The organism is Actinomycetota bacterium (assembly GCA_030774015.1).
GTDB lineage: Bacteria > Actinomycetota > UBA4738 > UBA4738 > JACQTL01 > JALYLZ01.
On record JALYLZ010000102.1, the window covers coordinates 21,276 to 37,635 of the forward strand.

The 16,360-nt window shown below is 71.7% G+C and carries 13 protein-coding genes and 1 pseudogene; 3 read left to right on the forward strand and 11 right to left on the reverse strand.

What is annotated here, in order from left to right:
• Positions 1–25: 25 nt before the first annotated feature.
• The 7 genes from M3Q23_10165 to M3Q23_10195 all read right to left on the reverse strand — a co-directional run bounded on the left by M3Q23_10165 (position 26) and on the right by M3Q23_10195 (position 6,321).
• Positions 26–793, reverse strand: coding sequence for an enoyl-CoA hydratase-related protein (locus M3Q23_10165; GenBank protein ID MDP9342436.1), 768 nt, complete (start codon positions 791–793; stop codon positions 26–28).
• Positions 794–851: 58 nt separating this feature from the next.
• Positions 852–1,040: a hypothetical protein gene (locus tag M3Q23_10170; protein MDP9342437.1), complete on the reverse strand. Its 189-nt coding sequence runs from the start codon at positions 1,038–1,040 to the stop codon at positions 852–854.
• A 237-nt stretch (positions 1,041–1,277) separates the two neighbouring features.
• The gene (locus tag M3Q23_10175; protein MDP9342438.1) at positions 1,278–2,276 is read right to left on the reverse strand and encodes an ATP-dependent DNA ligase; all 999 of its coding nucleotides are present in this window, start codon (positions 2,274–2,276) and stop codon (positions 1,278–1,280) included.
• Positions 2,277–2,337: 61 nt separating this feature from the next.
• Positions 2,338–3,207, reverse strand: a complete 870-nt coding sequence (locus M3Q23_10180) for a tetratricopeptide repeat protein (protein ID MDP9342439.1) — start codon at positions 3,205–3,207, stop codon at positions 2,338–2,340.
• Positions 3,204–3,737 (reverse strand): cytochrome c-type biogenesis protein CcmH, encoded by a 534-nt coding sequence (locus M3Q23_10185; GenBank protein MDP9342440.1) that lies wholly within the window; start codon positions 3,735–3,737, stop codon positions 3,204–3,206. Before M3Q23_10185 ends, M3Q23_10180 begins: the two co-directional genes overlap by 4 nt.
• Positions 3,737–4,309: a TlpA family protein disulfide reductase gene (locus tag M3Q23_10190; GenBank protein MDP9342441.1), complete on the reverse strand. Its 573-nt coding sequence runs from the start codon at positions 4,307–4,309 to the stop codon at positions 3,737–3,739. The genes M3Q23_10185 and M3Q23_10190 overlap by 1 nt, the downstream gene beginning before the upstream one ends.
• On the reverse strand, positions 4,306–6,321 hold the full coding sequence (locus M3Q23_10195; protein MDP9342442.1) for a heme lyase CcmF/NrfE family subunit: 2,016 nt from the start codon (positions 6,319–6,321) through the stop codon (positions 4,306–4,308). Before M3Q23_10195 ends, M3Q23_10190 begins: the two co-directional genes overlap by 4 nt.
• Before the next feature lie 90 nt (positions 6,322–6,411).
• Here M3Q23_10195 and M3Q23_10200 point away from each other — a divergent pair, with 90 nt between their 5' ends.
• On the forward strand, positions 6,412–7,314 hold the full coding sequence (locus M3Q23_10200; GenBank protein ID MDP9342443.1) for a serine/threonine protein kinase: 903 nt from the start codon (positions 6,412–6,414) through the stop codon (positions 7,312–7,314).
• A gap of 560 nt (positions 7,315–7,874) precedes the next feature.
• On the opposite strand, the pseudogene M3Q23_10205 reads toward M3Q23_10200, so the two are convergent.
• Positions 7,875–8,675, reverse strand: a pseudogene (locus M3Q23_10205) (DUF2156 domain-containing protein).
• A gap of 364 nt (positions 8,676–9,039) precedes the next feature.
• Here M3Q23_10205 and M3Q23_10210 point away from each other — a divergent pair.
• On the forward strand, positions 9,040–9,660 hold the full coding sequence (locus tag M3Q23_10210; protein MDP9342444.1) for a hypothetical protein: 621 nt from the start codon (positions 9,040–9,042) through the stop codon (positions 9,658–9,660).
• On the opposite strand, the gene M3Q23_10215 is transcribed toward M3Q23_10210, so the two are convergent.
• Positions 9,636–12,020, reverse strand: coding sequence for an ATP-binding protein (locus M3Q23_10215; protein MDP9342445.1), 2,385 nt, complete (start codon positions 12,018–12,020; stop codon positions 9,636–9,638). The genes M3Q23_10210 and M3Q23_10215 overlap by 25 nt on opposite strands.
• On the reverse strand, positions 11,903–13,636 hold the full coding sequence (locus M3Q23_10220) for a S8 family peptidase (protein MDP9342446.1): 1,734 nt from the start codon (positions 13,634–13,636) through the stop codon (positions 11,903–11,905). The genes M3Q23_10215 and M3Q23_10220 overlap by 118 nt, the downstream gene beginning before the upstream one ends.
• Before the next feature lie 304 nt (positions 13,637–13,940).
• Between M3Q23_10220 and M3Q23_10225 the strand changes: the two genes are divergently transcribed.
• Positions 13,941–15,785 carry a glycoside hydrolase gene (locus M3Q23_10225; GenBank protein ID MDP9342447.1) on the forward strand — a complete coding sequence of 615 codons (1,845 nt, stop codon included), beginning with the start codon at positions 13,941–13,943 and terminating at the stop codon, positions 15,783–15,785.
• Between the two features lie 4 nt (positions 15,786–15,789).
• Here M3Q23_10225 and M3Q23_10230 read toward each other — a convergent pair whose 3' ends face one another.
• Positions 15,790–16,245, reverse strand: coding sequence for a hypothetical protein (locus M3Q23_10230; protein MDP9342448.1), 456 nt, complete (start codon positions 16,243–16,245; stop codon positions 15,790–15,792).
• Positions 16,246–16,360 lie beyond the last annotated feature (115 nt).

Genomic DNA, 16,360 nt, shown 5'->3' on the forward strand with positions numbered 1-16,360 from the left:
GGTCCAACCGACGGAGGGGCCGCGGTCAATCGGCGGGGCGAGGCGGCTCCGGCCGGTCGCCGGAGGCGTAGCGGGCCAGTGCCTCGCCGATCCCCGGGTCGGCCAGCGACGCCAGGCCCAGGCGTTCCTCACCGGCCAGCCCTTCGCCCAGCGGCTGGCCGAGGCCCGCGATGGCCGAGGCGCGATCCGCTCGCAGGCTGGCCTGGGGGTAGGCGGCCATCCGATCGGCCAGCTCTCGGGCCCGATCCAGGGCGTGGCCGGCCGGCACGACCTCCTGGACCAAGCCGATGGCCCTGGCGCGCGCCGCGTCGATGCGCATCCCGGTCTCGATCAGCCACAGCGCCGTGCCGAGTCCCACCTGGCGCGGGAGGCGCTGGGTCCCCCCGTCCACCAGCGGGATCCCCCACCGCCGGTTCAGGACGCCGAACTCCGCGGTGTCACCGGCGATGCGGAAGTCACACCAGCAGGCCAGCTCCAGCCCGCCGGCGAAACAGTAGCCTTCGATCGCAGCAATGGTCGGCTTGCCCGGATCGAGCCGGGAGAAGCGAAGCGGCCCCTCCCCCGGCGGCGGGCTGGCCAGCCCAGCGACGTCCTTCAGGTCCGCTCCCGTGCAGAAGGCGCGTCCGCCGGCGCCGGTCAGGACCAGCACCCGGGCGTCGGCATCGTGCCCGAAGCCCTGGATCGCGTCCCGGAGGAGTCCACCCGTCTCCCCGTCGATCGCGTTGTGCACCTCCGGCCGGTTCAGCGTCACCACCGTGACCGCCCCCCGCTTGTCGACCTCTACCTTCGCCATAAGAACTCCTCGTGCGCCGCAGGATCGCGCAAGCGTGCCAGGGAGCGGGAAGCGTTGATCACGGGGACTCGTTCCACTCGCGGACCTTCACGTCGACGTATGTATGCGCAGAGACGACCACCGAGGCTGGAGGTGCATGGACGCGACCTGCGATGAGGACGTTCCTGGCCTCAAGGACGTAGCGTCCCGGAGTGAGCGAAACGATGAAGTGCCCGCCCGGTCGCTCGTGGATCAGGGCGACCCGCATTCGACCTCCCGTCGAGGGATCCAACCGGAACACCACCACCCGCCCCGGGCCCGGTCGGTACGGTGGAAGGGGAACGCGGGCTCCGATGGTACCCCTGACCAGCAGGGTGCCTCTCACTCCCGAACTGGAAGCTCCATGGCACCCGACCACCAGGAGGGCAAGCAAGAGCACGGCGGCCAGTCGGCTCCTCACATCGCTTGATACGAGAGAGCCGCCGCCGAACGCCTGCCCGGCGACTCACAGCTGGTCCGAGGTGCACTCCTCGGGGCGCTTGTCGTCGCGCCAGCGGACGAAGGTGGCGGCGTGGCGGAAGCGGTCGCCCTGCATCTTGTCGATGGAGACCTCGCACACCAGGACCGGCTTCACCTCGGTCCAGGGCTGCTGTTCGCGGCCGACGGTCCAGCGGCTCATGGAGTCGGGGGTGCGCCCCTGGGGGGCCTCGGGCCACGCGCGGCTGAAGCTCCGCTCGCCCTCCAGCGGGCGAAGCTTCTCCCGGATCTCCACGCGTTCCCGAGCCTTGAACGACGACGTGTGCCCGACGTAGTGCAGCACGCCGGCGTCGTCGTACAGCCCCAGCAGCAGCGATCCGATGCCCTGACCCGACTTGGACGGCCGGAACCCGCCCACCACGCAGTCGACGGTGTGGACTTTCTTGATCTTGACCATGGCCCGCTCGCCCGGCCGGTACCGCAGGTCGGCCCGCTTCGCCACCACTCCCTCCAGGCCCAGTGGCGCCAGCTCCGCGAACCACGCCTCAGCCTCCTCCGGGTCCGTCAGCTGGGGCGTCAGCAGCACGGTCGTCCCATCCTTCTGGGGCACGCCCGAGGCCACGTCCAGCGCCTTCTCCAACTCGGCCCGACGGTCCGCGAACGCGGCTCCGCGCAGGTCGCGATCCCCCAGCGCCAGCAGGTCGAACGCCACGAACGAAACCGGCGTCTCCGCGGCGAGCTTCCGGACCCGCGACTCCGCCGGGTGCAACCGCATCTGGAGGGAGTCGAAGTCGAGGCCGTCGCGCCCCGGCAGCACGATCTCGCCGTCCACCACGCAGCGCTTCGGCAGCGCGTCCGCCAAGGCGGGAAGCAGCTCGGGGAAGTACCGATTGAGGGGTCGGAGGTCCCGGCTCTGCACGTACAGGTCCTCTCCGTCCCGAAACACGATGGCGCGGAACCCGTCCCACTTCGGCTCGTAGCGCCACCCGTCTCCCAGGGGGAGCTCGCGCTGGAGCTTCGCCAGCATCGGCTCGATCGGCGGCTCGATGGGGAAGGTCAGGCCGCCACCTGCTTTCGGAGTCGCTCCATCAGCCGGCGGCGGCCTGGGCGCGCGCCTGGGCCAGCAGCCGCCGCGCCTCCGGCCCCTCGGACCCGTACGGGGACGCCTTCAGGTAGGCGCTGAGCGGCCCCACGGCCTGGGCCGGGCGATGAAGGCCCCTCAGCAGGATCAGGCCCTCGTAGAACAGGGCGTCCGGGTAGGCCGGATCGATGGAGAGGGCCTTTCGTTCCGCGTCCAGCGCGGCCTTCGGCTCGCCCGACAGGTGGAGCAGGACGCCGATGTGGGCCAGCGCGTCCGCGTCGTTGGGGTCCAGCAGCAGCGCGGACCGGTACTCGTCGGAGGCCTGCTCCAGCATGCCGGCGTCCAGGTAGCGGTGGGCCAGGTCCAGCCGCGCTGCGACGTCGTGGGGATGGTCCTTCACCCGTTGCTCGAAGTAGGACAGGGAACTGGCCCCGAACAGCTCACTCGAGCTGGGGGCGCGGTCGTGCAGCGACCGCAGGAGAGCCGGCACCAGGGCGGCCGACAGGGCCAGCACGGCGACCAGCGCCACGAAGACCCACCGGGCCGAGAAGGTCCGCCCCGGCCCCGCGTTCGCCCCGTCGCCATCTCCCTCCGGCTCCGGCCCGCGGGAGCGCTCGTCGAGCACCCGGAGCACCTTCCCCATGCGGCCCTCGGTCTCCGTTCGCAGGCGCAGGTAGTCCGCTTCCTCCAGGGCGCCCGACCCGTGCGCGGCCTCCAGGTCGCGGAGCGCGATGGCCAAGGCGAGACGACGGTCCTCCAACGGGTCGGCCGGCGGCTCCAGCGCGGGGATGCCCCGGCGGCGGTAGGGCGTCACGATCCCCAGCGCCGCCACCATGGCCAGCAGAGCCACCACCAGCACCACGATCACCGAGCTCAATCGGGGTACTCCACCGCTTCGACGTCCCGGCGGATGCGGTCGCGTTCCGCCTCGGTCAGCGGCGGCTCGTCAGCGTCATTCGAAGCCGAAGCCTCGTCACCGCCACGCGGTCGCCGGCCCACCAGGAACGCGACGACCACCGCCCCTATCACCAGCCCCACGGCCGGTGCGGCCCAGGGCAGCAGCCCCAGCCCGTGGCCGGGCGGCGTGAGCAGGATGAACTGCCCGTACCGGCTCACGAAGAACTGGCGGATCTGGCCGGGCGACTGGCCGGCCCGCAGCCGCGCGGCGATCTCGGCTCGCATCTGCTGCGCCAGCGGCGACGGGGAGTCGGCCACCGACAGGTTCTGGCACACGGGGCACCGCAGTCCCGACGCGATGGCCTGCACGCGTTCCTGAAGCGTCGCGGGCCCCGACCCTCCTCGAGACAGCCCCACCCCCAGCGCGACCCCGGCCAGCACCACCGCGGCCACCACGGTCAGCACCGGAGCGAGCCGGCGACGCGTCCCGGGAGCGACGGCTCGGTCCATCACGCGGCCCTCGAGTCGGGCAGCAGCGACCGGATCCTCGACGCCAGCAGCGCGTAGCTGGAGGGCCCCACCTGCTTCGCGGCGATGCGCCCGTCCGGGCCGATGAAGAAGGTCTCCGGGGGTCCCGTCACGCCGTAGTCGAGCGCCGTCCTGCCGCCCGGGTCCAGGAGGTCAGGCCATCCCTGCCCCATCCGGCGCTGGAACTGCAACGCCGCGTCGGTCCGGTCCTGATACAGCACGGACAGGAACACGACCCCGCTGTCCCCGTACCGCTGCCACGCGGCGAACAGGTTGGGGTGTTCCTCGACGCATTCCACGCACCAGCTGGCCCAGAAGTTCAGCACCACCACGTGTCCGCGGAGGTCGGCCAGGTGGACCTCCTGGCCCGTCTTGACGTCCTTCAGGACGAACGCCGGGGCCCGCTTGCCCACCAGCACGCTGGGCACGGCGCGGGGATCGCGCCCCAGCCCGAACCCGAGCAGGGCCCCCAGCGCGACGATGGACACCAGCGAGAACGCCGCCCAGCGCCACCGCGCCGGTCGCTCGGTGTGCCGGGAACCCTCCGGCGTCACGTCGCCACCTCCACCGGCTCTCGCACGGGCTCTGGAGGCAGCACGGGCGCGGTGACCCTGCGGCGGGGACGCCAGATCGCCCCCACGCCGCCCAGCACCATGACCGCGCCGCCCACCCACAGCCATAGCACCCCGGGGTTCAGGAACAGGCGGAACGTCGCGCGCGTCCCCAGCGGCTCGACGGACTGCACCGAGGCGTACAGGTCCCGGAACCGGTTCGCCGGCGTTCCCTTGCTGATGGACGGCGTGCCGATCGGGTCCTGCGACGACGGGTAGAAGTTGAGCGACGGGATCAGCGCGCCCACGGTCCGGCCGCCGTCCACGATGGACAGGGTGGTCACGAACACCGTGCGGTACGGCTGGTTCTCGATCCGCGTCCCGTCGTAGCGGAGCGTGTACCCGGCGAACTGCGTGCTCTGGCCGCGGGCCAGCGTGACCTCGGTCTGCGACCGGTAGGTCTGGGACCAGGCGATGGCCACGATGGCGATGACGAGTCCGAGGTGGACTACCAGCCCGCCGTACAGCCGGCGATTCCTTCCGAACGCGCCGACGGCCGCTCGGAGCGGACCGCCCCCGTGGGCCCGGCGATGGGACCGAACGCCTCGCACCATCTCGGAGAGCGCCGCCACCGCCACGAACGCCCCCAGCCCGAACGCCAGGATCGCGGCCACGTGCCCCACACCGCTCAGGGCGAGCCCGGCCACGGTCAGCGCCGCCGCCCACGCCGGCAGCCGGAGCCGCCGGGCCAGCTGGCCGGTCGAGCCGGCCCGCCACGGCAGCAGCGGCCCGATCCCCATCAGGAACAGGATCAGCAGCATCACCGGCACGGTGGTCCGGTCGAAGTACGGTCCGCCCACCGACACCTTCACGCCGGTGAGGGCCTGGTCCAGCAGCGGGAAGATCGTGCCGATCAGCACGGTGAACGCCAGGACCGCGAGCAGCAGGTTGTTCCCCAGGAACACGGCCTCCCGTGACAGCGCCCGGTCGATCACCGTCTCCGAGCGCAGCAACGACGACCGGGCCGCGATCAGCCCGAACCCGCCCACCAGCACCAGCAGGAGGAACGCGAGGTACATCGGTCCGACCGCCGACTGCGCGAACGAGTGGACCGAGGACAGGATGCTGCCCCGGGTCAGGAACGTCCCGAACACCGTGAGCGCGAACGTCCCCACCACCAAGGACAGGTTCCAGACCTTCAGCATGCCGCGGCGCTCCTCCACCATCACCGAGTGCAGGAACGCGGTCGCGGTCAGCCAGGGCAGCAGCGCGATGTTCTCGACGGGGTCCCACGCCCAGTACCCGCCCCACCCGAGCACGGCGTAGGACCACAGCGCCCCCAGGAACAGCCCCGCGGTCAGGCAGATCCAGGCGAACATGGCCCAGCGCCGGGTGATCCGGATCCACTGGTCCGACAGGCGCCCGGTCATCAGGGCCGCCACCGCGAACGCGAACGGCACGGTGAAGCCGATGAAGCCCAGGTACAGCATGGGCGGGTGGATGGCCATGAGCGGATGGTTCTGGAGCAGCGGCAGGGGCCCCCGACCGTCGGCCGGCGCGTGGGCCAGCGTGGCGAACGGCCTGGTCGGCCCCAGCACCAGGACCAGATAGAACACCGACACCGAGAACATGGTCCCCAGGGCCCAGGGGAAGGTCTCCGGGCGCTGCCGGCGGAACCGGATGGCCACCGCGGCGATGAACCCGGCCAGGATGAGGTTCCAGAGCAGCAGGGACCCCTCGTCCGCCGACCACAGCGACAGCACCTTGAAGAACAGGGGCGTGTGGCGGCTGGAGTTGTCGGCCACGTACTGGACGGTGAAGTCGTTCGCGAGGATGGCGGCGAACATGGCGCCGTTGGCCGCCGCCACCAGGGCAACCAGGGAGAACGCCGAGGTCCGCGCGCTCTCGACCAGCACCGGGTTGCGCCGCCGGGCGCCGGCGAACGAGGCGACGGCGCCGTACAGCGACACCGCGAGGGCGAGACCCAGGGAGAACGTCCCGATGACGGCCGTCATCGCCCGACGACGATACAACGGGCCCCCTGCGGGCGCCGGCCCGCGCGGAACGAGGCGGGACACGACGACCCGTGGCTATGCTGGGCCGCCATGGTGCCAGGACCCCCCGAGGACATCGAGGTTCGAACGGGCGATCGGGTCGGGCCCTACCGCCTGGAGGAGTTCCTGGGGGAGGGCGCGGTGGCCGTGGTGTTCCGCGCCGTCCATGAGCCCGACGGGGCGGTGGTGGCGCTGAAGGTGCTGAAGGAACGCCTGTCCGCCGACCCCGTCTACCAGCGTCGGTTCGTCCACGAGGCCCGGGCGGCCAGCGAGGTCCAGCACAAGCACCTCGTGCCGATCCTGGAGGCCGGCCAGGCCGACGGGAAGCACTTCCTGGCGGTGGCCTTCGTGGCCGGGCGCTCGCTGGCCGACCGGATCGACGCCGAGGGCCCGCTGCCGCTGGAGGACGTGCTCCGGATCGCCGCCGAGGCCGGGTCGGGCCTGGACGCGCTGCACGCCAACGGGCTGGTGCACCGGGACATCAAGCCGTCGAACATCATGCTGTCCGAGGACGGATCGGCCGCCCTCACCGACTTCGGCCTGGCCAAGGGTCCCGCGTACACCGTCCTCACCAGCCCGGGGCAGGTCATGGGGACCCTCGACTACCTGGCTCCCGAGCTGGTGAAAGGGGGGCAGGGCACCCCCGCGTCAGACATGTACGCGTTCGGCTGCGTGATCTACGAGTGCCTCGCCGGGAAGCCGCCGTTCGCGGCCCGGGGCATGTTCCAGGTGGCCATGGCGCACCTCAACGAGGAACCGCCCGACCCGGTTTCGATCCGGCCGGAGCTTCCTCCGGAACTGTCCTGGGCCCTGCTCCAGGCCCTGGCCAAGGACCCGGCCAGGCGTCCGCCCACCGCGATCGCGTACGGCCACATGCTCCGGCTGGCGGCACGGCCCCGGCCAGGCCGCGCACCGGAGCCAGGAGCCACCCAGCCCGGCCGCCTCGAGCCGTAGCTCAGGGAGTCGTCGGGCCTTCGAGCTGTATCTCAGCTGGCGTCGTCGGGGACGTCGGCATGCTCGGCGGGCCGGAACGCGAGCACCAGGACCGTGCCCGCCACCAGCAGGCTCACCACGTCCAGGGCCACGCCGCGCCCGTGGTGGAGCCGCCCCAGGGTGGCCAGGGCGATGCCCGCCTCGAGGGCTACGGCCAGCGCCCGCACCAGCAGGCCCTCCCCTCGGGCCATGCGGGCGGCCAATACCCACAGCAGGACCGCGATCACCATCCCGGCCAGGCCGACCGGCGCCAGGAGCGTGGCCACCGAACCGACCCGGTCGCCCACCGGATTGCCGGCCAGCACCAGCAGGCTGGCCAGCCCCAGGAGCAGCGCCTGCGCCCCCACCAGCACCCGGCTCCCCGAGGACGAGACTGTCCGCGGCCTGGCCTCCGGCGCCGGCGTCGGGTCGAGCACGGAGATCACCGCGCGGGCCAGCCCGACGCTGGGCCGGGGAGGATTGAACGCAACGTACCTGGGCTCCCAGGCTGTCGGCCGGAACTTCGCCTTGAACCTGGACAGCGACGCGAAGTGGAACTGCCGGTCGAATCGCTCGAAGCCGACGTGCAGGGCCCGGGCCATCCATCCGGCCCGCCGGTCCATCTGCTCCCCACTGCCTCGGAGCGGCGCGATGCCCAGGCTCGCGAACGACGCGCCGGCGGCCCCCAGGCGCTCCATGGCCTCCACCACCACCAGCTCGGTCGCGCCGTTCACCGCGCCCGGCACCCGGATCAGGTCCTCGAGGTACCAGCCGTTCCTGCCGAACACGGGCGAGCAGGCCAGCACGGCCTCCAGCCGTCCGGCTCGCCGGGCCAGGAACACCCGCTTGTGCCGGATCTCCGCCAGCGGCGCGGCCCGGAGGAACGAACGCACGGGCCGGCGCCCCAGCGAGGCCTCCCAGTCGCGCCTCGCGACCATCAGCTCCTCCTCCAGGGCCGGATCCCGTCCGTCCGCCGCGCGGTACTCCGTCACCGTGACGCCGGCCCGCCGCGCGTGGTTCAGGCACCACCGGAGCTTCTTCCCGGGGTCGCCCCGAGGACGCCGCCAGGCTCCCAGATCGAACACGGGCTCCTCGCCGATCTTCAGGACCGCGTACCCGGCGCCGAGCGCGAGCCGGGCCGTGTCCTCCTCCACCGCCACCAGGCACACCCGCAGCCCGCGGGCCCGCATGGCCCTGGTGAACCGGGCCAGCAGCCCCCCGACCCGATCCTGAGCGCACAAGGGGTCACACCACACCACGGCGGTGCGGTTCACCTCGATGTAGCAGACCGCCCCTTCCGCGAGCGGATCCACGAAATACCTCCACGGCGCGTCGTACAGCACCAGGAAGGAACCGGGATTCCTGCCGAAACGGCGGAGCAGCTCGAGCAGCCGGTCCCGTTCCAGGGATTCCAGGGTCGAGTCCGTGGATGGCTGGCCGTCCGCGAGACGGTCCTCCGCGGTAGGCTCGCGCGGGCTGGGGGCGCTCACGGCTGGAAATGATGTCACACCGGACCCGGCACTCCGCCCCTCCGCCAGGAACACGACCGAAAGGACACGCGGCCGGTTGGCAAAGACGAAGAAGCGCCGGCGGACCACACGCCCCGCACCTCAGCCCGCCGACGCGAGCCGACCGCGGCCGCAGCGCCCGCCGGCGCGACGGCCGGTTCAGCCCCCCAGCCGTTCCCGCATCCCCCGGCTGGTCACCATGGCCGTCGTGATCGCGCTGGTCCTGGGCGGCTACTACCTGTGGCAGCTCCACCAGGCCCACCGCCCGCCACCGCCCGCCACGTTCCTGTCGCCCGCGCCGAGCCTCTCGCAGCCGCCGCTCTCCGGGCTCCAGACCGGCCCCGCCCCTTGGCCCATCGCGACCTCGACCCTTCGGGCTCGCCTGGAGGCCATCGGCTTCCCGGCGCTCCCGTCGGAGGGAAGCGCGCTGCACATCCACCAGCACCTGGACGTCTTCGTGGACGGCCGGCAGATCACCGTCCCGGCCAACATCGGGATCAACACCGGAGCGGGGTTCCTGTCGCCGATCCACACCCACGACACCAGCGGCATCATCCACGTCGAGTCGAACGTCGACCGGCGGTTCGACCTGGGCCAGATCTTCGACGTGTGGGGAGTCCGGTTCACCTCGACGTGCCTGGGCGGCTACTGCGACCAGGGCGACCGGCGGCTTCGCGTGTACGTGGAGGGGAGGCTCGTCCGGGGCGACCCGCGCCTGCTCGTGCTGGCCTCGCACCAGGAGATCGCGGTCACGTACGGGACCACCACCCAGCTGCCGAAGCCGATCCCGTCGAGCTACTCGTTCCCGATCGGCGCCTGAGCCCCCATCGCCGCCATGGCCGGCACCGCGGAGCCATGCCCGTTCGGCGGCGAATCGTTCGAGGGTGAGCCGGACGCCACAACCAGGGGAAGGCTGAACGAGAACGTGGACCCGCCGCCCGCTCGGGGCTCCAGCCACAGCCGGCCGAACATCCCCTCGACCAGGCGCCGGGCGATGAACAGCCCCAGCCCCGTCCCTCCGGTGGTCCTGGTCAGGCCGTTCTCGACGCGGTGGAACCGCTCGAAAACCCGGTCCCGTTCGGGCGCCGGAACGCCGGGGCCCCGGTCGCCCACGGACACGACCGCGTGGCTCCCTGAGCACGCCAGCTCCAGGTCGACGGGTGACCCCGCCGGGGAGTACTTCAGCGCGTTCGACAGCAGGTTCAGCGCGACCTGGCCGACGCGGAACGGGTCCGCCTGCACCACCACGGGCCGGGCCGGCCGGTGGAACCGGACGTCGCGGTCCGGATGCTGGCGGGACAGCTCGAAGGCCTGAGCGTCCAGCAGGTCCCCAATGTCCACCGACTCGACGGCGATGGACATCTGGCCGGACTCGATCTGTGACACGTCCAGGAGGTCGGTGATCAGCCGCTCCAGGCGGTTGGCCTGGTTCAGCATGATCTCGTAGTACTCCTGGCGAGCCTGGGGCGAGTCGGGGATCGCGCCGCGGGCCAGCGAGGTCAGATAGCCCTTGAGCGGGGTGAGGGGCGTCCGGAGCTCGTGGGAGACCGCCGCCACGAACTCGGCCTTGGCCCGCTCCACCTCCAGCTCAGCGGTGACGTCCCTGGCCACCACGACCTCGGCCCTGACCTCGCCCTCGCGGTCGCGCACGGCGTTCCGCGTGTAGCGGATCCACCGGCGGGTTCCGTCCTTGCGAACCACCTCGGCGTCGCCGATCTGCCCGATGGCCGGCTCGAGGGCGATCACGCGAACCGCGGCCTCCGGCCCGGCCGTCCCGTCGAGCGTGGTGCCCAGCACGTGCTCGACCCGCCTCCCGGTGGCCTCCTCCGGCGCGAATCCGGTGATCCGGGCCATCCCCGGGTTCCACGACAGGATCCGGTGGTCCGGCGAGACCGTGAAGATGCCGTCCGAGGTGTTGGCGACGATGTCCCCGAGCTGGGTCCGCTGTTCCAGGATCTCGAGGAAGAGCCGACCGTTCTCGAGCTTCACTGAGGCCTGCGACGCCAGGGCGTCCAGAAGCGAGCGCTCCGACCGGGACAGCGTCCGGTCCCGATAGACGGCCAGGAAGGTCTGGACTCCGGCGGGGCTGGCCACGGCGGCCAGCTCCAGCTCCAGGCCGGGCCGGGCGGGCACGTAGGCCCGGGGGGAACCGTCGCCGGGGTGGTCGCCCTCCGGCGTGAACGCCGTCCTGCCGTCCGAGCCGTGCACGGTGACCCGTCCGTCCTCCACCGCGACCAGCTCGACGGCCGCCGCTTCCAGGAGGTCCGCCGCGGCCCGGAGGAACTCCCGGTAGTCCGGCGTGGAGCCGAGCGGCCCGGACAGCGCCTTGCCCGCCTCGTACAACCCGCGCATGCGGTCGCTCTCCCGGATCCCGGACAGCCACGCCCGGTACCCGAGGTAGGACAGCGACACCGGCGCGACCAGGAGGGGCAGCCCGATCTTGGCCTCGCTCCACACCAGGGCGGCCAGCAGGCCGATCAGCACGTTCCCGGCCCACTGGAGAACGGACAGGCCGAGGGTCGGAAACACGATCTCCCGGAACGGCCGGGCCTCCACCACCGAGATGATCTGGGCGATCATGCTCTCGTTCACCGCGAAGTAGCAGGCCATCCCGGCGATCGCCGCCCCCCACACCGCCGGGTCGGTCAGGGCCGGGGCGGCCGGCAGGAGGGCGCGTTCCACCAAGATGGCGATGGTGATGCCGATCAGGTCCTGTCCGGCGTTGAAGGCGACCTTGTGCCGGGCCACCCGGTTCAGGCTCTGCCCGAGGAGGGTTCCGGTGCCCACCGCCAGGGTCAGCACGTCGGGCCGGACCAGGACCAGTCCCGCCACCCACACCACGTCGGTCAGGGAGAAGATCTCCTTCTCGTCCCCGTGCTGGTAGCTCATCGGGAACTGCTCCAGGGCCACGCCGGCCACGACCAGGGCCGCCCACGCCAGGAGGTCCACCAGGCGCCACGACGCCAGCTGCTGGAGCCGCCAGGCCACGATGGCTGTTCCCGCCACCGCGCTCGACACGATCAGTGCAGACGCCGCGCGCGGGAGCTTCGGCTTCTGCGCGATCAGCTCCACGTGGAGGAGCCCCAATCGGTGCTCGCCGTCGCGGGGCTGGTGGTCCAGGTCGCGGCGCCCCAGGCCGTGCCGCTCCAGGCGGCCGAGGCCCAGCTGGAGCTGTCCCACTGCATGCCGCTCCAGTTCGCGCCCTTCCATCCCTTCTTGTCCCAGCCCACGTCCAGGGAGGTGAGCGGGAGCCAGTCGGAGGTCAGCCACGCGTCCGACTTCCAGCCCTTGCGGTCCCAGATGGTCCCGAGCGCGTCGAGGTCGCCGGCGATCAGGGTGTCCGGGACGCCGTCGTTGTTCGTGTCGGCGTACACGTGGTAGGTCCCCCGGCTCCCCTCCAGGCTGCCGGTGCCGCTCGACGGGACGAGTCCCGCGTTGGCCGGGCTCTTCGCGTAGAAGTTCTTCGAGGCCGCGAAGGTGGCGTCGGGCGCCCACACCAGGCCCTTGCCGACGCCGCTCGACGAGGCGATCTTCTTGCAGGTGCCCATCAGCGTGGCCTTGGCCACGTTCACCGACATGCCCGGGTTCGCCTCGAACATCAGGGCCGCCACACCGGAGACGACGGCCGCCGCCTGTGAGGTCCCGCTGCCCTTGATGTAGCTGCCCGGCATGATGGCGGTGGGATGCTGCGCCGCCACCGTGCTCCCCGCGGCGAGGTTCGACACGATGCTGATCCCCGGAGCCACCACGTCCGGCTTGGTGAACCCGTCCTGGGTGGGCCCGACGCTGGAGAAGTCGGCCAGGGTGTCGTCGCCGTAGGAGGCCGTGTTCTTGTCGTCGATGGCTCCCACCGTGACCACGTAGGGGTCGTCGCCGGGCTTGTTGATGGTCTTGGCGGTCGGGCCGCGGTTCCCGGCGGACACCACCACGAAGATCCCCGCGAACCAGGCCTGCTCCACCGCGTAGTCGAGGGGGTCGATCGAATACGCCTGCGTCCCGTCGGTCCCGAAGGACAGGTTCAGGACGCGGATGTTGTACGCGGTCTTGTGGTTCACGGCCCACTGGAGCCCCGCGATCACCACGGAGACGTCGGTGCCGCCATCCCACCCGGCCACCTTGATCGAGACCAGGTTCGCCTTCGTGGCCACGCCCGGGTACTTGCCGCCGGAGCCGCTCCCGTCGCTGGCGATGATGCCGGCCATGTGGGTCCCGTGCCCGTACCGGTCGAAGCCGTCATGGTCCGGGGTGAAGTCCACGCGGGCCAGGACCCGGCTTCCGAGGTCGGCCACTTGGGACACGCCGGTGTCGAGCAGCGCCACCGTCACGCCCTGCCCCGTGTACTTCTGCTTGTCCAGCCCGATGGCGGCCCGCCACAGCGTGTTGGGCGCCCAGGAGTCGTACTTCTTCATGTTCACGCCCAGCATGTGGATCCGGGCGTCGCCCCAGACATGGGTGATGGCTCGGGACGCCAGCAGGCCGGGCACCCGCCCCGCCGGGATGCGGGCCGAGAAGCTCTCGACGATCGGAAGCTCGTGCGTGACGTGGCCGCCCGCGGCCCGCACCAGCGCCTCGGCGGTGTCGGACTGCGGAACGGCCTCCCCCACGATCACGGAGACGTTCCGGGCCGGGGACGTCCTGGCCAGCCGGAGCAACCCGGCGTCGGCCGGAGCCGGCAGGGCGGGGGGCTGGACGACCACGGCACCAACGGCCAGGCAGGCCACGGCGGCCACCATGGCGACCAGTCGCCGAGGTCGAAGGACCGGCCAGGTGAGCGGGGCGGTGAGCGTGGCTTCCACGAGTTCCCTTTCGTCGTCCAGCGGATGTTCCTGGGAACCTGAGTATCGACACGCGGCCCTTCCCCCACTACGGGCGAACGGGCAGAGTTGGGCCACCTCCCTCGCCCCGTTCGGTGTAGGCCGGGTCCGAAGCGGATGAGCTCCGGGAGCGTCCCGGGCGGGCGTTCGGGGAAGGCCCGGCGCCGGCCGGTCCCGATCCGGCAGACCAAGGAACTCCCCCGGGCCGGCGCCGACCCGGACCGAAGGCCGGTGATCGAATCGGCGTTTGCTGGCATGATCCCGTACAGCGTTGGAAGGAGGGGGCATGCGGCGGGTGGCCATCGGGGCGGCGGCGGCGATCGTCCTGGGGGCGCTGTTCGGAAGCGTCCCGGGAGGCGCGCGAGCAGGCCACCGGATGAACGCCGCGATCCGGGCCGCGTTCCATCCACCGGCACGAATCCCCAACGACACGTTCGTCCCGCAGGTCTCGGGCGGGGTCGTGGCCTCGGTGGCCGAGCTGCGCGCCGCCCGTCGGAGCACCGCCACGGAGCCGCCGGTCACCGCACCCGGCCCTACCGGATGCCGGCACGTCTTCCGGGCGCCGGGGAGCCCGGCGAACGTTCGGGCCAACCAGGACTGCACGCTTCGGCGGCAGGCCGAGGAGACCGTCGCCGCGAACCCCACAAATCGGGGGAACCTGGTGATCGGCCAGAACGACTCGCGCTCGGGCTTCAACCAGACCGGGCTCGACTACACCATCGACGGCGGGAAGCACTTCGGCGACTTCCAGCCGGGAACGCGGTTCCTGTCGTGCCAGGGCATCGGGTACGACGCCTTCAGCGACCCCAGCGTCACCTTCAACGCGAACGGTGCCATGTACTACGCGGCGGTCGGCTTCGACCTCGGCGACGCCACCAGCGGCCTGTTCGTGTGGAAGGCCGATGCGGCTTCGAAGGGCTCGTATCTGCACGATCCGGCCGACCGCCTGGACGCCGACCCCAGCCGCGTCGCGGAGAACTGCAACGAGGCGGCCGGGCCAGGCCGCGGGGTGGACTTCCAGCTCGACAACGACCGCGAGTCCATCGTGGCCGACTCCAACCGGGCCAGCCCGTTCGCCAACAACGTGTACGTGACGTGGACCGTCTTCGACTTCCATTGCGGGGACGCCGGGCAGTCCTACTGCTCCAGCGCCATCTTCTTCTCGCGGTCGCTCGATGGAGGCGCCTCCTGGAGCACGCCGAAGGAGATCAGCGGCGCCAACCCCGCCATCTGCGCGTTCGGGGACACGTTCGACCCGGCCAGGAGCCCCTCGGACTGCGACTTCGACCAGGGCTCGGCGCCGTTCGTGGACCGAGGGGGCGAGCTCTACGTCGCGTTCAACAACTGCAACACGACCCGGCGCTCGGTCCACGGGCTGCCCGGCCGGTGCCAGCAGCTCGTGGTGAGCTCGAACGATGCCGGCGTCACCTGGACCGCGCCCGTGCGGGCGGCCATCGACGTCGCCACGGAGCCCATCAACTTCTCGCCGCTCCAGGACCTCACCACCGGGTGCCCGCCCTTCCGCCAGTGCCTGGAGCCGAACGGATACCGGGTGAGCGACTCCCCGTCCGTCTCGGCCGGCGGCGGGCGCATCGCCGTGGTGTGGTCCGACTTCCGCCACGGCGGACCCTGCGACAACTCGGCCGGGATCATCACCGAGCCCTGCCAGAACCACAACGCGGACGTCTTCGTGGCGGTGTCCGCCGACGCCGGTCTCACCTGGAGCCCGCCTCGCCTCGTGTCGTCTCGCACCGGCCGGGCCGGAAGCCGGAGCGACCCGGCGGCGCAGTGGCAGCCGTGGGGGACGGTGGGCCCGGACGGCACGCTGTACGTCGCGTACTACGACCGCCGGTACGGGAGCTGCGAGCGGACCGGCTGCAACGACATCACCCTGGCCATCTCGCACCACGACGGCCGGAGCTGGACGTACCGCCGGATCACCACGGGCTCCATGCCCAACCTGGTGCCGGCGAACAACCCGTTCCAGGCGGGCTTCCTGGGCGACTACCTGTACGTGATCGTGGCCCACCGCACCGTCGACGTGGTGTGGGCCGACACCCGTGGCGTCGTGGGCTCCCACAACCCCACCCCGGACGAGGACGTCTACCTGGCCCGGGTGCCTGTCCGGTAGCGGATCAGCCGCCGGGGAACGAGGTGGAATCCAGAAGGGCGCGAATCTGTGCCTCGGCCAGGTCGGTCCGGGGACCGCGGATGCACGCGTCCAGCTCGTACCAGTTGTCGGGCAGGGTCGGGTAGGGAATCACCGCCGTCATCGCCACCTCGCCGCCGACGAAGCGGCAACCCGACCGCACCAGCAGCTTGGCGGGGCGCCCCCCGACCGTGATCGGCCGACCTCTCGCGTCCTGTTCGAACGACCAAGACGCACTCCCGTTGGTCGTCCACCAGGCCAGGATGCCTCCGCCTTCGAGTCGCTCCAGCGGCCAGCCGCACCGGACCGTGAAGCCGGTCCCGGAGGTCGTCGTCCTGCACGGGTCCACCATTGGCTGGGTGCTCAGGTACACGATGAACGACCGGAACGAGGAGGACTCGTCGGACGTTCCACGAGGCCGGGTATTGGAAGGCCAGTCCACCGCTCGAGTAGCTCCGAAGAGCCGGCTGCACCGGAGTGATCGACCCACCACCGGTGCATGCGGGAGAGGAGAACCAGAACCAGAGCAACCTGCGCGAGAGGGGGCCGCCTTCCGG

Coding starts and splice junctions, on each gene's coding strand:
- M3Q23_10175 (MDP9342438.1), bottom strand. CDS start 2,276: ATGCTGGCGAAGCTCCAGCGCGAGCTCCCCCTGGGAGACGGGTGGCGC.
- M3Q23_10200 (MDP9342443.1), top strand. CDS start 6,412: ATGGTGCCAGGACCCCCCGAGGACATCGAGGTTCGAACGGGCGATCGG.
- M3Q23_10210 (MDP9342444.1), top strand. CDS start 9,040: ATGGCCGTCGTGATCGCGCTGGTCCTGGGCGGCTACTACCTGTGGCAG.
- M3Q23_10170 (MDP9342437.1), bottom strand. CDS start 1,040: ATGCGGGTCGCCCTGATCCACGAGCGACCGGGCGGGCACTTCATCGTT.
- M3Q23_10165 (MDP9342436.1), bottom strand. CDS start 793: ATGGCGAAGGTAGAGGTCGACAAGCGGGGGGCGGTCACGGTGGTGACG.
- M3Q23_10185 (MDP9342440.1), bottom strand. CDS start 3,737: ATGGACCGAGCCGTCGCTCCCGGGACGCGTCGCCGGCTCGCTCCGGTG.
- M3Q23_10195 (MDP9342442.1), bottom strand. CDS start 6,321: ATGACGGCCGTCATCGGGACGTTCTCCCTGGGTCTCGCCCTCGCGGTG.
- M3Q23_10225 (MDP9342447.1), top strand. CDS start 13,941: ATGCGGCGGGTGGCCATCGGGGCGGCGGCGGCGATCGTCCTGGGGGCG.